The sequence below is a fragment of the Flavobacterium sp. 22659 genome, from assembly GCF_052044235.1.
Classification (GTDB): domain Bacteria; phylum Bacteroidota; class Bacteroidia; order Flavobacteriales; family Flavobacteriaceae; genus Flavobacterium; species Flavobacterium johnsoniae.
Window position 1 is genome coordinate 87,165 of sequence record NZ_JBQEMU010000021.1, and the last position, 21,156, is coordinate 108,320.

Genomic DNA, 21,156 nt, shown 5'->3' on the forward strand with positions numbered 1-21,156 from the left:
AGAACCACAAATAAATTACATTATGAAAACCACAGCAGCAGTGCTTCCAGTCATTACATCATTATCTCCATCAAGCAGACAGTCTAACAGCAATTTTTCAGACGCGGCAACTCAACGTGAAATACAAAATTTAGATCTTCTAACAGATTTATACCGTAAATTTGAGGATGAACCTGACTTTGACTGCGAATTTCTGCATGCAGCTCATAACCAATCCGAAAACGAAAGTATAATTGATCCTGAATCTGAAGATGATCTTTTGGATGAATTTGATGATAACCAGTGGGATGCAGATATCTACGACCCATACCTGGAGTCAACCTATTATTAAACAGCCATTCTCAAGTGTTTATTCTCAAAATTTTCCTAATTATTTCTTTTCAGTTAAAAAAAATAAACACTTAATTATTTTAAAAATTCTGGTTATCGTTCGTGAAATACTATGGACAGGAATCAATTTGTCTCATCTTACAAGCCGGATTCCTGAAAACTGCCACTGGTGTCTTGGATGGAAAAAATTACGATAGGATGCACGGGTATGCCCTTGCGGAGTAGCAATTGAGCCTCCCCGCAGTACCATCTGGTTTACCATAAACTTTCCGTTATATTCACCAATGGCTCCAGACTGTTTAGTATATCTGGGATAAGGAAGATAAGCACTTGCTGTCCATTCCCATCTTTCTCCCCAATTAAAATCACCGCAGGCTGCCTCCCACTCTTCTTCTGTAGGAAGGCGCATGCCTTTCCAAGCGGCAAAGGCTGAAGCTTCATAAAAATTAACATGACATAACGCTTCATGCGGATTAACAACCTGTAATCCGCTAAGTGTATAATACATCCACTTTCCATCGATAAAATGCCAGTATAAAGGTGCTTTTGCTTGTTGCTGTTTTACCCAATCCCATCCTTCCGAATGCCACCACACAAAATTCTCATAGCCCCCTTCGTGTATGAACTGAAGGTATTCTACATTGGTTACAAGGGAAGCTGCGATCTCGAAAGCCTCTAAATATTTTTTATGCAGTCCCCACTCATTATCAAAGCTGAAACCAGTGCCCTTAAATCCTATTTCATAAATACCCTCAGCCATTGAAATAAACCCAGCATCTATGGAAGGTTTTAAATCTTCCTCTACTCTGTCCGTTTCACGATAAGGTGGAAAAAGAGGATTATGACCCAGTATGTATTTAATGTCTGTCAGGAGAAGCTCCTGATGCTGCTGTTCGTGGTTTAAACCTAATTCCAGTACAGCAGATACTTCATCTGAAAGCATTGAATGCTCCAGAAAAACCTCAATCTGCTGGTCTACATAAGTCCTGTAAGCATAAATGTCAGCAACCGACGGACGGCTCAAGTTGCCGCGGTCCGTACGCAAAACTCTTGCGCCTACTGTTTCATAATAACTGTTAAAAACAAAATTATACTGCGTATTAAATTCCTTATAACCTGAAAAATGAGGAATAAGAATAAAGGTTTCAAAAAACCAGGTTGTATGCCCTAAATGCCATTTAGGAGGACTCACATCTGCGATGGGCTGCACTACATAATCTTCTGTTTCAAGCGGACTGCAGAGCAACTCTGACTGCATGCGTATTTTTTTATACTTTGCCAGTAAAAGGCGGGTATCAAAATGTGTTATTGTCTGTTCCATAATTATTCTTATTTAAACGGCTGTCCAAAAAACATCCACAAACCATTCCCTGCTGTCCATAATGCTGTAAACCGTCTTAAATCCAGACTGTAATGCCATTTTTTGGGTATCTTCTATGGAAAATTTCTGAGACACTTCCATATAAACAGGTTCGTTTTCAGCAAAATGAAATACATCGCCGTCAAGAGAAACGTTCTGATCCGCAAGACTGATCAGATAACTTCTGCAGGCACCCGTAACAGGGTCATAAGTTTCATAATGTTCAAACTGATCTAACACAAAATCAGCACCGAGCTCTTTGTTGATACGCTCCAGCAGATTCAGGTTAAACGAGGCAGTCACTCCCTCTGCGTCATTGTAAGCATTTAATATAGTATTGGGTTCTTTCTTGAGGTCAAAACCAATCATGACAATGTCTCCTTTATTAAGATTCTTGCGGAGTTCAAAACAGAATCGATATGCTTCTTCCAGTTCCATATTCCCTATATTACTTCCCAGAAACAAGATCACTTTTCTACGGGAAGAAAGCTGAGATGCCTTATAAAGCATCTGAAAATATTCTCCTTCAAGACTAACTATATCAAGCCCTGGTATTTCTTTTTTCAGTCTTTCATCTAAAACCGAAAGGATATTGCCAGATATATCAATAGGCATATATCTGAAATCAGTGTCCAGATTTTTCAGGTATTGCAGCAGATGTATGGATTTAGAGGCATCTCCTGCCCCAAGTTCAATTAAATCAAAGGGAGTATTATCTGCGCTGATGCCTAAGGCTATCTCAGCAGTTTTACTCTTAAAAATATCCATTTCACATCGGGTCAGATAATAGTCTGGAAGGCTCATGATTTCCTGAAAAAGCTTGTCCCCGCGCTGATCGTAAAAATATTTCGACTGCAGCTGTTTGGGATGCTGCCGCAGACCAGCTGTTACATCCTCAAGAAAAGTATTGGCAGTCTGCTGTTCTGTTTCTTTATTTTGTGCTGTAAATGTTTCTGATAACTTCATTGTTTTTTGTTTTTTGCATTTGTGGTACTGCAGTTCCCATTATACCATTATATGATGAAGCCTGCTATTTACATAAAGGTATATCTTGCCACGCTTTAATGAGTTCTCTATTAAAAAGAATCTTAACTTAAAAAAACTGAAACAGCAGCTTTTGATACATAAAGGTGCAGTGGTGTTTTAAAAATTTTATTGCGTATAAAATCACTCTTATACCCAATAATCCCCGCTTCGTGTCATTTCTTTTACGTTTATTTTATATCTGTTATAATTTAGATTCCAATCAAGCACTTTACGATGGTCATTATAAACGCGATGCTGAAAAACAGTCTAAGGGTAAACCGCCCTGCAAGCAATCTAATATGCAAACCGTTAATCCATTACCCATGCACGTTCCTATTTATCTAATTACTAAAAGAAAAATTGGTCTATTCAACTCTAAATCCTACCTCATTTAAATAATAAACTAATAACCAAACTGATTATGGAAAACTACTTACACGGCTTACTTGACGAAGACAATGACATTATTATCCAGCAGTACTTAAAGTATATTGACCAGGGAATCCCGCCTACGGATAAACCAAAAGACGTATTAATTATTGGTGCCGGAATGGCTGGAATGGTAGCAGCAGGTATGTTAAAACAAGCTGGCCATAATGTTACTATAATCGAATCAAACACCCGAGTGGGCGGCAGAATCAAGACTTTTAGGAACTCTAAAGACAAAAAATATTTTGAAGATGATAGTGTCTATGGTGAAGCTGGTGCAATGCGTATCCCGACCATACACCAAATGGTGCTCAAATACATCGATAAACTCGGACTCAAAACGGAGCCATTTTATTATCTGTCGGTAGATAAAAAACAAGCAATCGCACATCAAGCAGACCCTTCTAAACCTGAGCCTGAGGTGACCAGAAATTCCCTTTTTTATGTTAACCGCAAACGTGTTGTTCAAAATGAATATATTCCAAAAGACACAACTAAGGTCGTTGATGTAAACAAACTGCTGGACTTTCATTTGAGCAGCAGTGAAAACATGCGTGCCGACCAGTTAATGGCTAATCTTATTAATCCTCTTAAAGCTTTTATTGCAGAAGATCCTGAGAAAAACTGGCCTTTGCTTATTGAGCGTTACGGAGAATATTCGATGCGTCGTTTTTTAAAGGAAAATTCGATGTATTCAGAGAACGCCATCGAAATGATTGGGGTTATGCAGAATCTGGAGTCCAGAATGGCTTATGACTTTATCCAGAGTTTTATTGAACAGAATATCATCAAAGATTCTACTCGCTTTTTGGAGATTGTCGGAGGAAGCGACCTGCTGCCAAATGGACTCTTCAAAGCTCACAGTCTGGAAGAAAACACCTATTTTGACTGCAGAATGACTAAAATGATGCTAGTTAACGATAAGGTAAAAGTTGAGGTAGATATTGAGGTGCAGCGTGACTTTCAATTTTATGAAGATGCAGGATTCAAAGCCTTAAAAACACCTGTCAGTGATCTGGAATTTGATGAAATAATTGTCACAATACCGTTTTCTGCCTTAAGACATGTTTATGTAACACCGCAGTTCAAGCAGCTTAAAAGAAAAGCGATCCGCGAACTGCATTATGATTCTGCAACTAAAATACTGCTGGAATTTCGCGAGAAATGGTGGCAGGAAGAACCTTATAATATTGTTGGCGGCGGTACGATTACTGATTTTTCAAACCGTTTCACCTATTACCCGAGCAATGACTTAGGCAGTAACGGACATGGCGTTGTATTGGCATCCTACTGCTGGTCTGATGAAGCAAGCCGCTGGGATTCTATGGATGACGATGACAGGTATTTTTATGCACTTAAGAACCTGGCCATTATGCACTCTGATGATAAAAAGGAACAGCAGCGTATTATCGACCTTGCCGTAATCAGCTCGAGCATTAAGGAGCGCAAGGACAAAAACGGAAAATTAATTGGCGGCGCAACACAAAGCTGGATGCGCGACCCGTATGCTTATGGCGAAGCCGCAATCTTTAATCCGGGACAACTGCACTTATTGCAGCGCCATATCATCTCAACTGAATGGAATGGAAAAGCACATTTTGCAGGTGAGCATACTTCTCTGAAACATGCCTGGATTGAAGGTGCAATTGAATCCGGAATCCGAACCGCGCTTGAAGTCAACGAAAATACTGGTAACCTTAATAACCCGATTTAAGATGGCACAGAAAAAAATATCCGTTGCAAAATACCTGCAGATACGTCTTGAACAATTAGGATTAACACATTTATTTGGAATTGCGGGCAATTATACCGCACCCTTTTTAAATACGATTCACGAAGATAAAAATGCAAAAATTAAAATCGTTAACGACACAAATGAAATAAATGCCGGACACTGTACTGATGCCTATGCACGTCAAAACGGTTTCGCTGTAGTAGCGGTAACCTATGGCGTAGGCGCATTTACACTGCTTAATTCAGTTGCAGGTTCTTATGTAGAGCATTGTCCCGTGCTTGTTATTAATGGAGCGCCTACCAACAAAGACCAGCAGCGAAGCTTGGTTCAGGGTATGCTGGCATCACATATGACGGGAGACATGTATAGTAATATCAATGTTTTTCGAAACGTTACCGTTGCAGCAGAACAAATTACGGGTTCATCTGATGCTCCTTACAAAATTGATTCGGTACTGAATGCTTGTATTTTATATGGAAGACCGGTTTATCTAGAAGTTTTTGAAGATGCCTGGCGAATGGAATGCAATCCGCCTGATGCTCCATTAGCAGAAAGAGAAGTATCTAAATGTCAATCAAGTGCACGCAAGGCTGCTAAAAGAGTAGCTGCAATGGCACAGGGCAAAGAAATTATTTTCTGGGGAGGAATTGAGATCCAGCGCTATGGTATTCAAAAAGAATTTTTGGATTTGATTGAAACAACCGATACAGAATTTGTGACCTCAATACTTGGAAAATCAATTGTGTCGGAAAACCATCCTAAGTTCAAAGGCGTTTTTAACGGTAAGGCATCGCCAAAAGATGTCAAGGAAAAATTCGAAAAAGCCCAGCTTAAAATCGGCCTTGGCGTATGGACCACAGGCAAAAACCTGGGTGGTTTTGATGTTTGGAAAGATGATACTGTACTTGCCAATCACAGCGGTGTAAGGATTGGCGCCTCTTACATCGCCAATGTATCGTTGCGGGATTTTATGATATTTCTAAAAGAAGAACTTACTAAAGTTAAATTTAGTGCTTATGAAATGTATGACGCAGAACAGCTGCCTGAATCATTTTTTGTAGCGGATCAAAGCATTAGAAAAAATGCGAAACCAACGCTTACTTATGATACCTTTTTCAAACGGATCAATACTTTTATTGACGAAAGGCATATAGTAGTGGCAGATGCCGGTTTTCCTTTATTGGGTGCACAGGGAATTCGTATTGCAGAACCAAATGGATTTGTAGCGCAGGCATCATGGCTTTCGATAGGTTATTCCGTTCCCGCCGCCACCGGAATAAAATGTGCCAGACCAGATAAAAGACCCGTAGTATTTGTTGGAGACGGTGCTTTTCAGGAAACATGCCAAGCTATATCTACACAGAATAAACTAAAACACGATACGGTTGTATTTGTTTTGGATAATGGAATTTATGGTATTGAACAAATGCTTGTTAATCCAAATCCTTTTCGCGGTGCAGATAAGGTAGAATACAGCATTCCCGATCTAAACGATATTTATGATTACAACCAGATGCACCGTTGGAAATATGCAAAACTTGTTGATGTATTTGGAGGAAGAGGCTTTGAAGTGAGTACTCTCGACGAACTTGACGAAGTTTTAAAACATCTTGAGAATATTAAAGAAAATACTATCGTTCATGTAAACATTCCTAAAACATCTATTCCTGAATCAATTGCTTATAAGACAGAGGAGCCTGGAGAAGATGAATTTCTGGATAAAGACTGGAGTTTATGTTAATTTCAAAATAGACACATTTTAAAAACATTCAACCGGCAGGAACATACCTTTTTACCGAATGAACTTAATACATTTTCTGCCGCAAAAGCTAAGGCGAATTTTAAAAATAAACGCCAGCATGTCTTTTGTGGCAGAAACTTAATACACTGCTTAATTTGGAACAGCAGGACTTTGATGAAATGAAAGTCTTAGTTGAGGAAAAATTTAAGCAGATAAAAAAACTTTACCAATTTCAAACAAATAAACCCATCACAGGACTATCCATACATATTTTTTATTTCTGACATAACAAAGGTACTTTGGGTACTCCCTATACTTTCAACTGAGCCTAATTTGTTAAACACAAAATCCTGATAATGCTTCATATCTTTGGCAGAAACTTTCATTAAAAAATCGTAATCTCCTGAGATATTGTAACATTCTACAATTTCTTCTATTTTCATAATATCACTAACAAACTGATTACCAATATTACGATCGTGCTGTTTAAGTTTGATATTACAGAAAACGATAAATCCCCTGTTTAGTTTTTCTGCATCCAGCAGGGCTATATATTTCTTAATATAACCGTTGTTTTCTAGTCTTTTAATACGCTCAAAAACAGGTGATGCCGAAAGATTTACCATTTTCGCCAGTTCTTTCACAGTATATTTAGAATTATCGTGAAGTATATTTAGTAATTGAAGATCAACATCGTCTATCTGCTCCATAGAATATTTTACTTAAAAAAGGTTAAATTAATTTACAAAAAAGAATAATAATCTTCAAATGTAACGAAAAACAACATAAAAACCTTATTTTAATTAAACCAAAGATTTAATGACCTTCAAAATATACTTTTGCAGTATAAAAATCTATTAAAAATAAGAGCGCATTGAAAAAGTTATTAGAAGTATTAAGTAAAGCAGGTTTCGACGGTTTCCTGTTAATGATAGGCACCATGATCCTGCTGGCTTATTTTTTGCCGAAGCCGGGCATAATCAAAGAACCTGTTTCGCTGGAAGAAATTGCCAATGCAGGTGTATCGTTAATTTTCTTTTTTTATGGCTTGCGCCTGAGTGTTGAGAAATTAAAAGCCGGACTTACCAACTGGAAAATGCACATTGTCGTTCAGTTCACAACCTTTTTGTTTTTTCCGCTTATCGTTTTGGCATTTCGTCCTTTGTTCATCAACGCCGGCTTTGAGCTCCTTTGGCTGGGTGTATTTTTTCTGGCGGCTTTACCATCCACAGTTTCCTCTTCAGTGGTCATGGTTTCTATTGCTAAGGGCAACATTCCCGCAGCCATTTTCAATGCGAGCATTTCCAGTTTAATCGGAGTAATCGTTACACCGCTCTGGGTTGGATTGTTCATAGCTTCTGCAACAGGCGATTTTGATGTCACTGATATCGTAATAAAGTTGGTTTTTCAAGTCTTATTGCCTGTCATCATTGGCATCAGCCTTAACTCTCGTTTTGGAGCCATTGCAGAAAAATATAAGAAACAGCTCAAATATTTCGATCAGGCAATCATCCTTACCATCATTTACACGTCGTTTTGTAAGTCATTCACACAACATCTTTTCGAAGGTTTCACAGCCCTTGAGCTTGCGGGACTCGCTGCAGGAATGATGGTCTTGTTTTTTGCCGTATTCCTTTGTGTCGGGCTTCTCAGCCGCTTACTTGGTTTTTCGGATGAAGATCGTATTACGGTTTTATTTTGCGGATCTAAAAAGTCGTTGGTACACGGCACCGTCATGTCAAAAGTGCTTTTTCAGCACAGTACTGTCACCGGTATCGTATTGTTGCCGCTTATGATTTATCATGCCTTGCAATTGATTGCTGCAAGTATCATCGCTCAGGGTATGGCTCGACGAAAAAAAGTATAATTTTAAGAGCCAATTGTTAGTCCGTAGAGTCTCTTAACTCTACGGACAGAGGGAGTTAAAAAAAACAACTCCATTTTATAATTAGTACATTGAATTAAACAGCAAGTTCTCTGCGTATAATTTCTGCTCCTGCACTTAAAGCATTTAACTTCCCTATGGCTACATTTCGGGATAATGGAGCCATACCACAGTTTGTACTTGGGTAAAGATTTTCGACATCTACGAACTCAAGAGCTTTTCGCAGGGTATCAGCTACTTCTTCAGGTGTTTCGATAGTGTTTGTTGCCACATCAATTGCACCAACCATTACTTTTTTACCACGAACAAGTTCCATTAAATTAAAAGGTACACGTGAATTATGACATTCTAATGAAACAATATCAATATTAGATTTTTGAATTTTTGGGAAAATTTCTTCGTATTGACGCCATTCTGACCCCAATGTCTTTTTCCAATCAGTATTTGCTTGTATTCCATAACCGTAACAAATATGTACCGCAGTTTCGCAGTTTAAGCCTTCAATAGCTCTTTCCAATACTGCCATTCCCCAATCGTTTACTTCATCAAAAAATACATTAAATGCAGGTTCATCAAACTGAATAATATCTACCCCTGCATCTTGAAGTTCTCTTGCTTCTTGATTGAGCGCTTTTGCAAATTCCCACGCCAATTTTTCCCTGTTTTTGTAATGGTCATCATATAAGGTATCTACCATTGTCATCGGACCTGGCAATGCCCATTTTATAGGTTTATTAGTCTGTTTACGTAAAAATTTAGCATCTTCAACAAAAACTGCTTTTTGACGTTCAACTTCACCAACAACAACAGGAACACTCGCATCATAACGGTTACGAATTTTTACAATTTTACGATTTTCAAAATCTACACCGCTTAAATGTTCGATAAAAGTGGTTACAAAATGCTGGCGTGTCTGCTCACCATCACAAATTATATCAACCCCAGCCAATTGTTGTTGATGCAAAGAAATACGCAAAGCATCTTGTTTCCCTTCAAGTAACTGATCTCCTTCTAATTTCCAAGGTGACCAAAGTTTTTCAGGTGGCGCAAGCCAGGCAGGTTTGGGCAGACTTCCAACAATTGAGGTGGGTAATAATAATTTCTTCATAATAAAATAATTTTAATGTGTTGTTGTAATTAATTAAAGGGAAAAATCAGCAGACCATTGTTCCAGTAGATTTTTGTAAGGCTTAATGAAATGCTCTTTTGCATATTTACCCTGTTCTACAGCCAGTCGGCTGCGCTCTTCGCGGTCATAATCCACGCGAGTCAGCGAAAAATCTTCGTGTTTAAGACTAGGTTGATAGATTTTCCCAGCCACTGAATTTGCATTGTAAATTTCAGGGCGATAAATCTTCTGGAAAGTCTCCATAGTGCTGATTGAGCTGATTAGTCCAAGATCAGTATAATCAGCAAGCAGATCTCCGGAATGATAAAAAGCCATTGGTGCCGCACTGTTCTGAGGCATGAAAAAACGAACTTTTAAGCCCATTTTAGAGAAATATTCATCAGTGAGAGAATACTCATTCTGCAGATACTCAAAACCCAGAACCGGATGCTGATACTCGGTGCGGGTATAAGTTTTGCTGCTCGATACACTTAGACAAATGATAGGTGACATCTTAAAGTGCTCTTTATAAGTGACTGAATTCACAAAGCACTTATAAAGTTTTCCGTGCAAATCACCAAAATCTTCAGGAATAGAAAAATTAGCTTTGTTTTTATTGTACTCAATCAATAAAATACTAAAATCATAATCACGAACATAAGAAGAGAAATTATTTCCGGCAATACCTTCAATACGCTCGCCAGTCTTATGGTCAAAAATATTCGTTTTTAAAACTTCAATCAACGGCAGATTGTTACTACCATTCTTGTCATCAATATTCATCGTTACTGTGATGATTTCAAGTTCTACAAGGTAACGATCACCTTTTGGATTATCCAAATGAGCCAATGCATTGAATCGATTGTTAATCATATTTAAGGCATTACGTAAGTTTTGCTGGCGATTAGCTCCTCTAGCCAAGTTTGCAAAATTGGTTGTCAAACGCGTTTGACTTGAGGGGTGATAGTTTTCATCTAAACAAGTGCTCTCTAATGTGAATGTAAAATCATTCTTTATTGCATTCTGGATGTTTTCAATATCTTGCTTTTCGTTTATTCTTAAATCTTCTTGTACGTTCGCTTTCATTTGATGATGACTTTTAGTTTTTTTACCTTGCAAATTTGAATATAAAAGACGAATTATTTTAGTAATTAGAAAAACTCAGATAAATATTCCTTTTACTAGTATATTTAAAGAATATTTATCTTTTCAAGAATACAATACTAAAAAAAACAGATAATTATTCTTTAGAGAAACTTAAATATGATTGATTTGGAGTATATAGAATACTCAAAAAGATGTGGAATTGATATCTTAAAATAATAAAATCAATTTATCTAAAAGAAAAGTAATCTTCCTGTGGAATCAGCTTTTTCAGTTACAAGCTTTTCAAAAAGACCAGCCAAATTCCTCCATTTACAAGGAAAACTTAAAATACCCTTTTGTTAATATTGTATTAACACCTTCCTTCTTATATGTTATAATTTTGCCAAAAAATTTATAAACTTATACACCAAAATGAAAAAAACTCTATTTGTTTTGTTTATTCTTCTAACAACATTAGGACATGCGCAGGTAACTGGATCAGCTATGTCAGGTACTGTTAGATCAACCAAAGGAGAAGTACTTCCCGGAGCTACGGTAGAAATTATCCACAAACCTACTGGTACAAAGTATTTTTCTACTTCTGATTATGACGGCGGTTATTCTGCACAGGGTTTAAGACCAGGCGGACCCTATACTGTTAAAGTTAGTTACGTAGGATATAAGACTTCTGAAATAACTGACATTAACGTTGGATTAGGAAGTAATTTAACGGTTAACATTAAAATTGAAGAGGAATCAAATGCCCTTCAAGAAGTTGTGGTTTCTACAAAATCAAAAGGAAACTTTAACAAAGGCCGAACTGGAGCATCACAACAGTTTTCAAACAGAGAAATTACAGCTGTTCCAGTATTAGGATCAAGATCTGTAAACTCTGTAACAAAATACAACGCAAATGCTGGTGCAAATGGTACTTTTGGAGGACAGGATTCAAGATTGAACAATTTTACAATTGACGGTTCTGTTTTTAATAATGGATTCGGTCTGGGTTCAGAGTCACAAGCTGGAGGAAGAACAGGATCTACAGCAATTTCTTTAGACGCTATTGAGCAGCTGCAGGTAAACATAGCACCTTTTGACATTCGTCAGTCTGGATTTTTAGGTTCAGGTATCAATGCTGTAACCAGAAGTGGTACAAATGAGATTGAAGGGTCTGTTTACAATTCTTTCAGAAACAACAAAAAGACTTTTATTGGAACTCATCCTGGTAAAGATGTAACAATCAAACCTGGAACATTTAATGAAAAAATATGGGGAGCACGTGTTGGTGCGCCAATTATCAAAAACAAATTATTCTTTTTTGGTAACTTCGAAACTATCGAAAATACAAGCCCGGCTACTACTTGGACATCTACTGGCTCTCCGTCTGGAGGTTCGCAGATTTCTAATCCGACTTATACTGAAATGCAGACACTTTCAAATTACATGAAAGATAAATTTGGATATGAAACAGGTCCATGGGAAAATTATGATGCAAATAAAACATCTAAAAAATTCTTAACTCGTATTGACTGGAATATCAACGATAATCATAAACTTACAGCTCGTTACGTATTCCATAATTCATCTTCTGACGAATTAACTTCAAATTCAAACTCGTTAGGTTTTGGAAACAGAAGAACAAGTGTATTGGCTATGTCTTATAAAAACAGCGGTTATACCATTTTAGATAACACAAGATCTATTGTGGTAGAATTAAACAGTAAATTTGGAAACTCATGGTACAACAACTTTATTGCTGGTTATGACAAACAAATTGAAGACAGAGGGCTTCAAGGTGGCGGCTTATTCCCAACGATTGACATTAAGAATGGAGCAAATACTTATATTTCAGTTGGTTTAGATCCTTTTACACAAGGTAATAAACTTAGCTACTCTACTCTTCACTTTACAGACAATTTAACTAAAACTATCGGAAAACATTCTATTGTTTTAGGTGCTAACTTTGAATATTTCAAATCAAGCAACTTGTTTTTCTCTGGTTCAAACGGAGTTTATGTATTTAACTCTTTAGCTGATTTTTATGCAGCTGCTGATCAATCTGCAGCAAATGGAGGTGCTCCGTCTTCGGCTACAGCGACTTCACCTGCACGTTTCCAATACAGATATTCTGCTTTACCTGGCGGTGAAGAACCATTACAGATTTTAAAATCTAACAAACTTGATTTATATGCTCAAGATGAAATTAAATTGAGCGACAACTTTAAATTAAGTATTGGTCTTAGAGCTTCAAGAGTTTGGTTTGCTGATACAGCATTAGAGAATCCAACAGTAACTGCGATGACTTTTGCAAATGGAGAAAAATTCAATACAGGAGAGATGCCTGATGCACAATATTTATTTGAACCGAGAGTTGGTTTCAACTTGGATTTAAACGGGGATGCTTCTACATTACTACGCGGAGGTTCAGGAATTTTCACAGGAAGAGCTCCTTCAGTTTACCTTTCAAATCAAATTGGAAACAATGGTGTTCTTACAGGATTTGTTGATGTCAGCGGTGCTGCTTTGGCTGCAGGCGGATACGGTTTTACTCCTAGACCTGCACAATATTTTACACCAGAAACTCCAACCCTGCCTACAAGTTTTGATTTAGCTTTTACAGACAAAAAATTCAAATATCCTCAGGTTTGGAAAACAACTATGGCAGTTGATCAAAAACTTCCTTTTGGTTTCGTAGGTACTGTTGAAGGAATCATCCAGAAAAACATTAACGCTATCAATTATTATAACGCAAATTTAGATGCACCAGTAGGAACTTTTGGAGGTCCTGACAACAGACCAAGATACTCTCGAAATGATGCAGGAACCAGAGTTAATGATAATGTTTCTAATGGAATTGTTTTAACAAACTCTGATAAAGGATACTTCTACTCTACTACTTTCAAATTAGAATACCCATATCAAAACGGTCTTTGGGGATCGATTGCTTATACACATTCTGAAGCTGCAGATTTAATTTCTCCGGGATCAATCGCATCAGGTTCATGGACTAGTGCAAGATCTATCAATGGAAATAATGACTTAGCTGTTTCGGCTTCAAATAACAATACACCGAATAGAATTGTTGGGGTACTTGGTTATAGAATTGAATATGGAAAAGGTTTAGGAGGTGCTACTTCTATTAACTTAGGTTATATTGGTGAACAGGCAAACCCATTTACGTATGCTTACGGAGGAGATATGAATGGAGACAGAGTAAATGGAAATGATCTTATGTACATACCAAACAGCGCTTCTGAAATTCGTTTCGCTCCATTATCAGTTACTAATACTGTAAATGGTGCAAATGTTGTAACCACTTACACTGAAGCACAACAACAGGCTGCATTCGATGCTTACATTAACCAGGATAAATACCTTCGCACAAGAAGAGGTCAGTATGCAGAAAGAAATGGAGCTATCCTTCCAATGCTTCACAGATTAGATCTTTCTGTTACTCAGGATATCTATATTAAAATAGGCGGTAAAAAGAATTCTTTCCAAGTAAGGGCAGATATTCTAAACTTTACAAACATGCTTAATAAAGACTGGGGAGTTACACAAAGAGCAACTAATCCAAACGTTCTGGCTTATAACTCAACAGCTGCAGGAAACATACCAGTTTATCAGTTAGCTACACAAACAGATACAAATGGAATGAGAACTCTAATAAAAGATACTTTCCAAAAAAACACATCAACATTTGATGTTTGGCAGGCACAATTTACTATTAGATATACTTTTGGTAATTAAAAAAATATTTTACTGTTTATTGTTTTTTAAAAAAAGCCCTCTCATTTACTTGAGAGGGCTTTTATATTTAGTGCTTTTTTATAAAGAAAACAATTCTTTCCTGTTGCGTTTGAATTCGTATATTCGGCCTTTATTTTGAAAAAAGAGAATGATTGCTAAATTGAATGAAAAAAAATCCTATCCATGGATTGTTGTTGGCCTGCTGTGGTTTGTTGCTTTATTGAATTATTTAGACCGACAAATGCTGTCGACTATGAAATCAGCGATGATGGACGACATTCCTGAATTGGCTAAAGCTGAAAATTTCGGTCTTTTGATGGCTGTTTTCCTTTGGATTTATGCACTTATGAGTCCTGTTTCCGGAATTATAGCAGATCGGTTTAACCGAAAAAGAATCATCATAGGAAGTCTTTTTATCTGGTCCGGGGTGACTATGGCGATGGGTTATGCCTCAACTTTCAATCAGATTTATATTTTGCGCGGTATTATGGGTTTTAGCGAAGCCTTTTATATTCCGGCTGCCTTATCCTTAATTGCAGATTACCATCAGGAAAAAACACGCTCTTTTGCCATTGCAATTCATACCACCGGAATTTATTTAGGACAGGCACTTGGTGGTTTTGGAGCCACTATTTCTAAGTATTTTTCCTGGCATTTCAGTTTTCACTCAGTAGGTTTATTTGGTGTACTTTACAGTTTAATACTGATATTTTTTATACAAGAAAAGAAAACATACTTCTTAGATCCCACAAAAAAGTCATCTGTCGGCAATGAATTCAGGCAAATGTTCAAAGGATTGGGAATATTATTTGGTAATATCTCCTTTTGGGTTTTGCTCTTTTATTTCTCTGCACCAAGTTTACCAGGCTGGGCGGCCAAAAACTGGTTACCCACCTTATTTACTGAAACTTTACATTTAGAAATGTCTCTGGCAGGACCAATTGCAACGGTAACCATTTCGATGTCTTCCTTTTTTGGCGTATTAATTGGAGGTGCCATTTCAGACAGATGGGTAATGAAACATCTTAAAGGAAGAATTTACACCAGCGTTATTGGACTGTTTCTTACCATCCCGGCGTTGTTTTTATTTGGCTATTGCTGTGATACAACTGCTATTGTTTTTGGCGCTGTCCTTTTTGGACTTGGATTTGGAATATACGACACTAATAATATGCCTATTCTTTGTCAGTTTGTTGCTCCACGCTACAGGGCTACGGGATATGGAATTATGAATTTTGTTGGTATTTCGGCAGGAGCTGTTATTACAGAGTTTTTAGGAAAAGCCGCTGACAATGGAGGAATGAGACACGTTTTTGTACTACTCTTATTTGTAGTTTTTAGTGCAATTGTTTTACAACTGATAAGCCTGCACCCAAAAACTATTGATATGACTGATGAAATTATCAGATAGAGCTTCATAAAAATGGACTCTATCTCATAATCTCCAGCAATTAAAAGCGATCTGAAAGAAAAAAGTAAAGAGAAAAAAGCAATCCTTTTAACTAACAATTTTGATAATCATGTAGAGCAAAATTGATCCTTTATTTCTTTCTAATCAGTGTTTTTACATATTCCATTTCACTATCATATCCTGCAAGATACTCCTTGATGGTTGGCTGTACTTCATAATCAGGCAAAACGCCGCGCCCAAAGGGAATTGAATCAGCTTTAGGTTCTATTACAAATTTACATAAGGGAATACGGCCTGTTACAGCTGAATTAGGAAGAGTGAAACTTAGAAAACTGCCGCTTGAATTCCCGTAATAACCACCGCCGGTTTCTTCACCAATGAATTTTGCATGGGTATAGTTCTTTGCAAGTGCTGCAAATTCTGAACCTCCCGAAAAAGTGAGCCCCGAAATTAAAATATAAAGGTCTCCTTTAAAATTTTTTGTATTGGGTTTCTCCCCAGTATAATGTCCCGCTTTATTTAAATACCTGCCGTCAGTTGAAAGATAAAAATCCTCCTTTAATTCTTCAATCAGGATTTCTTTTTGACCTGCATAATTAGTATGCTCCAGAAATGAATAGGTAAATCCCGGAATCTCTACATATTTGTATTTTTTATACTCTTCATTGGTCAGGTAAGATAAAAAGTGGTCTTCCATTCCCTGCTCTCCTCCTTCATTTTTTCTGACATCAATAATCAAATGTTTTATTTTTTGAGAAGAAATGCTGTCAAAGGCTTTTTCCAGAAATAACTGAAATCCTTTTCGCTTATCAGTATAACTTCCCAAACTAAAAGTGTTGACTGTAATAACAGCTGTTGAAGTTATTGGATCTATAGAAAAATCAGATGATTTACTGAATGTATAATTAGGAACCTGTTTTTTAATTTCTTCATATAGTTTTGCGAACTCCTTAAAAGTGCAGGAAGGAATGTTTTCATAAACTATTTTAGTATTGTTATCAGGATCTAGAAGTTCCAGTGTAATAAACTTGGAAGCAGGAAAATACCGAGCGTAATATTTAGAAAATGCTCCTTCAATCCATCGGTATTTACTTGTCATATTAAATCCGTCTGCAGGCTCAATTTCCAGCATTTTTGCCATGATATTTTCTATGGCTTCACCGTTTATTTTTGAAAGAACAAGACCTTTTAATTTGAAATCTTTATAATCATTTATGACATATATTTTTTTATCTAAAACTTTAATTCCAAATGGCAGATAAGTTCCCTTTTGTTTTAAAAAAGCTGTAGTTTCATCAGAAATTTTAATGTTGCAGTGTCCTTCCTTGGTAAACGAAACCACCGGAGCAAGTATCCTGTAAAATTCTAAAGCATTCATAGGTGTTTTTATTTTGCTTTTCTGCAGATTACAGATACTGTCAAATTGTGTTCTTGAATTGTACCAAAGACCAACTCTGGTTTCGTAGTAGGCATTCTGGAGTAAATCAAAATCAGAAAGAAGATTTTTAACCGGGATTTTTTCAAGTGTATTAGGAACTTTTTGCAGTCGAATTGTATATTTTCCAGACTCTGAATTTGATTTTTCATCAAGAGGTTTAATCCCAACTTCAAATTCATCGGTTCTGTCAGGAGAAAACAAAATTTTCTCAGGACCGTTCTTGCCATTTGGAGAGTCAACTTCGGCCATTAGTTTCCCTTCTTTGTTTATAATCGAAACTATAAGATCTATTCCCTGCTGCTGTACATTTAGAGCATAATAGGTGTCTGCGGTAAGTTTAATTTTAAAAAAATGCTCCTCACCTCTTTTTATTTCAAGATTGTCAATCAGCTGGTTTAATTTGATAGTCTGCTTTTTGTGCTGTGCAGTAAGAGAAATACAAACGCATAGTGCTAAAAATATTGAGAAAAATCTTTTTTTCATTTCATATCAGAATTAGAATACCCAAAAATACAATGCTGTAACAAAACTCTGTTGTACGATATTGCAGTATTAGGAAATTTAAGAAATTTTATACTGCAGAGGTGTTACTCCGGTGAATTCTTTAAATTTTCTGCAAAAATGCGCTGTATCGTAAAATCCGCTTTCGATTGCGGCATCAGCTAAATCAATCCCATCATTGAGCAGAATTTTTGATTTTTCGATTCTCTTTAAAATGACATAACTGTTTGGCGTCATTCCTGTCTCATATTTAAATAGTCTCAAAAACTTATATTTGTCAAGTCCAAAACTTTTTGCTGCTGCTTCTAATGAAAATTTTTCACTAATCTTATCTTCCAAAAACCTTGAGAACAAGTTAATTTCGGAGTTTTTAAATTTTTGATTTTTTCCCCAGCGTCGGATAAGACTTTCTAATACTGCCAGCAATGCTTTTTCAATTTCAAAACTCTCAAAATTTTGAGACAAGAAATAAAACTCCCGAAACAGCTGTTCGTCATAAATAATCTTGTGATCAAAAAAAACGTCGTTGTTATTGTTGATCTTTTTCATAACATCCGGTGCAATATAAAATGTAAAAAATGAATTGCCGGTTTTTCCATCACAGGGTGTCGCATGAACCTCAAAAGGATTTGTTATTGATAAGGTCCCTGCCGGTGCCTGCAGATATTTATTAGTCAGCTTAGTGTCAAAAGTATGTTTTAAAATTAATGCAATGTTAAATGTATCGTGTGTATGATAGGGAAAGCTTACCGTATTGTTTTGGGCATTCAAAAGCTCTAAACCATCTAGAATGGGAAGTTTGTGAAATGTATTATGATTTTTTACAACTGTCATAAGTATTTGATTAAACTAATAAAAAACATTCTATTATGATAAATACTTCATACTGAAAAAGAGTATCTTATACTTCATTTACAACACAAATATAAACAGGATTTATTTACTTAATACACCTTCTTGAAATCTGTCTCTATTTATAGCGCAGCAGTCTTTAACCTGATATCTTTTCCGCCATATCTTGCCTGCAATCAAAGCAATATGTCTACAGATCAAATTCAGATGGAAATGGTCAAAAACTATTGGAATTATCTTCTGCTTTCAAAAAATTTATTCTAAAATACATTCGCTTGGAAACAAATAGTTTCATTAAAAACTTTTTTTAAACGTTATAAAAATCAATACATTTGTCACACATCAGAAATACAAAATGAAAAACTCAATTAACATCACTATCATTAGCAGTATTATTATCATTAGATAATGATCAGGGATGTTATATAAATAAGTACACAGATACAATTTAAAACCTCCCTTTTTGGGAGGTTTTTTTATTTAAAATATACATGAAAAATTCAGTACAAATTATCATTAGCGCAATTATCATTATTCGTTTGTTATGACGAGGCAGGATTCTATTGTACAATAAAAACCTTTCTCAGTCATAAATGAGAAAGGTTTTTTTATTTCTAAAAAACACAAACTACTAATAATTCAAAAATCAGACACTTTTTAAATGAAACAGGAATATACTTTTACCGCCTACACAGAAGATCAAATGGGATTACTTAATAAAATAACGATCATACTTTCGCGAAGAAAAATCAGTATAAAAAGTCTCAATATCTCTACTTGCGAAATTGATAAAATGTACAGATGTACTTTGGTTATAGAAGAAACTTTTGAAATCGCCAGAAATATTGCGCTTCAAATCGAAAAAATAATCGAGGTTTTCAAATGCTATTGCAGCACTAACGAAGAAATCATCTGGAAACAAATGGGATTGTTTAAAGTAATAACTTCAAGTTTCATTAACGAGGAAAATATGAATCATCTACTTAAAAAACAAAGCGTCAGATTTATAACAATAGAAAAAGATTTTATTGTATTTGAAGCAACAGGACAAGAAGAAGAACTCGATAATCTGGCTGCAGAATTGAGGAACTTTGGATTAATCGAATTTATAAAAACTGCCCGAATTGCAGTTGCCAGCAATAGTCATGCTTTCGATATTTACTAACATCGGCAAATAGAGAAATATCACAAAACAAATACAAATAAACGAGTTAAAAATATTCTTAACTCGTTTATTATACGTTTGCTTTTGCACTAACCTTCAATAATCACCTTGCGATGTTTTATCCCCCACTCAGCAAGATCATTTATGATAGTTTTTAATGTCAGTCCATACTCAGTGAGCTGATAATGAATGGTTACAGGCTGAGTATCTAAAACTATACGTTTGATTAGTTTATTGATTTCCAATTCCTTTAATTCTTTGCTTAACATTTTATTGGATATCCCGTTTACATCATTTAAAATATCTGTAAACCTTCTTTTGTTATGATAACAGATGGATGAAATAATAGAAATTTTCCATTTTCCATTTAGTATGTCCATCGTATCGTGGACAGCCATTATCTCTTTTTTATGTTCAATCTGACATTCGTTACTCATAGGTTACTTGGTTACTCAAATGTTACTGTTACTTTTAGTTACAAAGTAACAATAATAAACTTCACTAAACTAACTTTGCCTGTATAAAATTTTAAAACATACTAAAAATGGATTTTACCAATAAAAATGTCCTTATTACCGGAGGTACTACAGGAATTGGATTAGCAACAGCAAAAGAGTTTATAAAAGCAGGTGCAAACGTTTGGATTACCGGAAGAAACAGCGAAAACCTTGAAAAAGCTGCTAACGAAATTAATAGTTCAAAATTAAAAACGATAGTTTCTGATACTGCCAATTTATCTGATCTTTCTCTTTTGGAAAAAGCTTTTGCAGAAAACAACGCTCCATTAGATGTTCTTTTCTTAAACGCTGGAATAGCAAGATTTACTTCAATCGAAGATGTAACTGAAGCCGATTTTGATGCACAGTTTAATACCAATGTGAAAGGTCATTTTTTCACACTTCAAAAATTACTGCCGCATTTAGCCGAAGGTTCATCAGTAATATTTACTTCCTCTACAGTGGCGACGGCTTCTAATTTAGGAAGCAGTATATATTCAGCTACCAAAGGAGCTTTGAACAAAATTGCCCAGATTGCGGCAAATGAATTAGCAGGCAGAAAAATACGCGTTAATATTGTAAGTCCTGGCCCGGTTTCTACACCTGGACTTCATAATGCAGTACCTGAGGAAGCAAAAGAATATCTGGCGGGTGCTACAGCAATGCAGAGACTAGGAGATTCATCCGAAATAGCCAAAACTGTATTATTTCTTGCTTCAGAAAATGCAAGCTTTATTACTGGAACAGAGCTTTTGGCTGACGGAGGATATATAAACTATGCTCTAAAATAAAATCAAGGATTTAAAGTAACTGGATAAGAAAACGAACGAGATTAAAGTGCG

Annotated in this window: 16 protein-coding genes; 8 read left to right on the plus strand and 8 right to left on the minus strand. The window is 36.1% G+C overall.

From position 1 onward, the window contains the following. The first annotated feature begins 22 nt into the window (after positions 1 to 22). Complete coding sequence (locus ACTJIW_RS18910; protein ID WP_149207099.1) at positions 23 to 331, plus strand: hypothetical protein; 309 nt, start codon at positions 23 to 25, stop codon at positions 329 to 331. A gap of 132 nt (positions 332 to 463) precedes the next feature. Here ACTJIW_RS18910 and egtB read toward each other — a convergent pair whose 3' ends face one another. After that, a complete protein-coding gene (egtB, locus tag ACTJIW_RS18915; protein WP_440716243.1) occupies positions 464 to 1,651 on the minus strand; it encodes an ergothioneine biosynthesis protein EgtB in 1,188 nt (395 codons plus the stop codon). A gap of 12 nt (positions 1,652 to 1,663) precedes the next feature. After that, the gene (locus ACTJIW_RS18920) at positions 1,664 to 2,656 is read right to left on the minus strand and encodes an L-histidine N(alpha)-methyltransferase (RefSeq protein ID WP_440716242.1); all 993 of its coding nucleotides are present in this window, start codon (positions 2,654 to 2,656) and stop codon (positions 1,664 to 1,666) included. A gap of 481 nt (positions 2,657 to 3,137) precedes the next feature. On the opposite strand from ACTJIW_RS18920, the gene ACTJIW_RS18925 reads away from it, so the two are divergent. Both ACTJIW_RS18925 and ACTJIW_RS18930 read left to right on the plus strand, forming a co-directional pair. Further along, positions 3,138 to 4,859 carry a flavin monoamine oxidase family protein gene (locus ACTJIW_RS18925; protein WP_440716241.1) on the plus strand — a complete coding sequence of 574 codons (1,722 nt, stop codon included), beginning with the start codon at positions 3,138 to 3,140 and terminating at the stop codon, positions 4,857 to 4,859. A 1-nt stretch (position 4,860) separates the two neighbouring features. Next, entirely contained in the window at positions 4,861 to 6,621 is a 1,761-nt protein-coding gene (locus tag ACTJIW_RS18930; RefSeq protein WP_440716240.1) for an alpha-keto acid decarboxylase family protein, read from the plus strand. A gap of 257 nt (positions 6,622 to 6,878) precedes the next feature. On the opposite strand, the gene ACTJIW_RS18935 is transcribed toward ACTJIW_RS18930, so the two are convergent. Continuing rightward, the gene (locus tag ACTJIW_RS18935) at positions 6,879 to 7,331 is read right to left on the minus strand and encodes an Lrp/AsnC family transcriptional regulator (RefSeq protein ID WP_012025814.1); all 453 of its coding nucleotides are present in this window, start codon (positions 7,329 to 7,331) and stop codon (positions 6,879 to 6,881) included. A gap of 164 nt (positions 7,332 to 7,495) precedes the next feature. Between ACTJIW_RS18935 and ACTJIW_RS18940 the strand changes: the two genes are divergently transcribed. Further along, positions 7,496 to 8,488 carry a bile acid:sodium symporter family protein gene (locus ACTJIW_RS18940; RefSeq protein ID WP_121361056.1) on the plus strand — a complete coding sequence of 331 codons (993 nt, stop codon included), beginning with the start codon at positions 7,496 to 7,498 and terminating at the stop codon, positions 8,486 to 8,488. Positions 8,489 to 8,582: 94 nt separating this feature from the next. On the opposite strand, the gene ACTJIW_RS18945 is transcribed toward ACTJIW_RS18940, so the two are convergent. Beyond that, positions 8,583 to 9,614: a methionine synthase gene (locus ACTJIW_RS18945; RefSeq protein ID WP_433811777.1), complete on the minus strand. Its 1,032-nt coding sequence runs from the start codon at positions 9,612 to 9,614 to the stop codon at positions 8,583 to 8,585. Positions 9,615 to 9,647: 33 nt separating this feature from the next. Then, positions 9,648 to 10,700 (minus strand): DUF1852 domain-containing protein, encoded by a 1,053-nt coding sequence (locus tag ACTJIW_RS18950; protein WP_440716239.1) that lies wholly within the window; start codon positions 10,698 to 10,700, stop codon positions 9,648 to 9,650. 432 nt (positions 10,701 to 11,132) lie between these two features. On the opposite strand from ACTJIW_RS18950, the gene ACTJIW_RS18955 reads away from it, so the two are divergent. Together ACTJIW_RS18955 and ACTJIW_RS18960 are read left to right on the plus strand one after the other, a co-directional pair. Then, positions 11,133 to 14,450, plus strand: coding sequence for a TonB-dependent receptor (locus ACTJIW_RS18955; RefSeq protein ID WP_012025818.1), 3,318 nt, complete (start codon positions 11,133 to 11,135; stop codon positions 14,448 to 14,450). A gap of 148 nt (positions 14,451 to 14,598) precedes the next feature. After that, the gene (locus ACTJIW_RS18960; protein ID WP_440716238.1) at positions 14,599 to 15,861 is read left to right on the plus strand and encodes an MFS transporter; all 1,263 of its coding nucleotides are present in this window, start codon (positions 14,599 to 14,601) and stop codon (positions 15,859 to 15,861) included. A gap of 130 nt (positions 15,862 to 15,991) precedes the next feature. Here the strand turns inward: ACTJIW_RS18960 and ACTJIW_RS18965 are convergent, their stop codons facing one another. Together ACTJIW_RS18965 and ACTJIW_RS18970 are read right to left on the minus strand one after the other, a co-directional pair. Beyond that, positions 15,992 to 17,782 carry a S41 family peptidase gene (locus ACTJIW_RS18965; RefSeq protein ID WP_440716237.1) on the minus strand — a complete coding sequence of 597 codons (1,791 nt, stop codon included), beginning with the start codon at positions 17,780 to 17,782 and terminating at the stop codon, positions 15,992 to 15,994. A 78-nt stretch (positions 17,783 to 17,860) separates the two neighbouring features. Then, positions 17,861 to 18,634, minus strand: coding sequence for an AraC family transcriptional regulator (locus ACTJIW_RS18970; RefSeq protein ID WP_440716236.1), 774 nt, complete (start codon positions 18,632 to 18,634; stop codon positions 17,861 to 17,863). A gap of 679 nt (positions 18,635 to 19,313) precedes the next feature. On the opposite strand from ACTJIW_RS18970, the gene ilvN reads away from it, so the two are divergent. Then, complete coding sequence (gene ilvN, locus ACTJIW_RS18975; RefSeq protein ID WP_440716235.1) at positions 19,314 to 19,817, plus strand: acetolactate synthase small subunit; 504 nt, start codon at positions 19,314 to 19,316, stop codon at positions 19,815 to 19,817. 89 nt (positions 19,818 to 19,906) lie between these two features. Here the strand turns inward: ilvN and ACTJIW_RS18980 are convergent, their stop codons facing one another. Then, the gene (locus ACTJIW_RS18980; RefSeq protein ID WP_200799108.1) at positions 19,907 to 20,215 is read right to left on the minus strand and encodes a winged helix-turn-helix transcriptional regulator; all 309 of its coding nucleotides are present in this window, start codon (positions 20,213 to 20,215) and stop codon (positions 19,907 to 19,909) included. Between the two features lie 146 nt (positions 20,216 to 20,361). Here ACTJIW_RS18980 and ACTJIW_RS18985 point away from each other — a divergent pair, with 146 nt between their 5' ends. After that, entirely contained in the window at positions 20,362 to 21,105 is a 744-nt protein-coding gene (locus tag ACTJIW_RS18985) for an SDR family oxidoreductase (protein WP_073411410.1), read from the plus strand. The last annotated feature ends 51 nt before the right edge of the window (positions 21,106 to 21,156 follow it).

Bases quoted from the DNA above. Each gene is read 5' to 3' on its own strand.
- ACTJIW_RS18910 (WP_149207099.1), top strand. From the start codon at position 23: ATGAAAACCACAGCAGCAGTGCTTCCAGTCATTACATCATTATCTCCA.
- egtB (WP_440716243.1), bottom strand. From the start codon at position 1,651: ATGGAACAGACAATAACACATTTTGATACCCGCCTTTTACTGGCAAAG.
- ACTJIW_RS18920 (WP_440716242.1), bottom strand. From the start codon at position 2,656: ATGAAGTTATCAGAAACATTTACAGCACAAAATAAAGAAACAGAACAG.
- ACTJIW_RS18925 (WP_440716241.1), top strand. From the start codon at position 3,138: ATGGAAAACTACTTACACGGCTTACTTGACGAAGACAATGACATTATT.
- ACTJIW_RS18930 (WP_440716240.1), top strand. From the start codon at position 4,861: ATGGCACAGAAAAAAATATCCGTTGCAAAATACCTGCAGATACGTCTT.
- ACTJIW_RS18935 (WP_012025814.1), bottom strand. From the start codon at position 7,331: ATGGAGCAGATAGACGATGTTGATCTTCAATTACTAAATATACTTCAC.
- ACTJIW_RS18945 (WP_433811777.1), bottom strand. From the start codon at position 9,614: ATGAAGAAATTATTATTACCCACCTCAATTGTTGGAAGTCTGCCCAAA.
- ACTJIW_RS18950 (WP_440716239.1), bottom strand. From the start codon at position 10,700: ATGAAAGCGAACGTACAAGAAGATTTAAGAATAAACGAAAAGCAAGAT.
- ACTJIW_RS18955 (WP_012025818.1), top strand. From the start codon at position 11,133: ATGAAAAAAACTCTATTTGTTTTGTTTATTCTTCTAACAACATTAGGA.
- ACTJIW_RS18960 (WP_440716238.1), top strand. From the start codon at position 14,599: ATGATTGCTAAATTGAATGAAAAAAAATCCTATCCATGGATTGTTGTT.
- ACTJIW_RS18965 (WP_440716237.1), bottom strand. From the start codon at position 17,782: ATGAAAAAAAGATTTTTCTCAATATTTTTAGCACTATGCGTTTGTATT.
- ACTJIW_RS18970 (WP_440716236.1), bottom strand. From the start codon at position 18,634: ATGACAGTTGTAAAAAATCATAATACATTTCACAAACTTCCCATTCTA.
- ilvN (WP_440716235.1), top strand. From the start codon at position 19,314: ATGAAACAGGAATATACTTTTACCGCCTACACAGAAGATCAAATGGGA.
- ACTJIW_RS18980 (WP_200799108.1), bottom strand. From the start codon at position 20,215: ATGGCTGTCCACGATACGATGGACATACTAAATGGAAAATGGAAAATT.
- ACTJIW_RS18985 (WP_073411410.1), top strand. From the start codon at position 20,362: ATGGATTTTACCAATAAAAATGTCCTTATTACCGGAGGTACTACAGGA.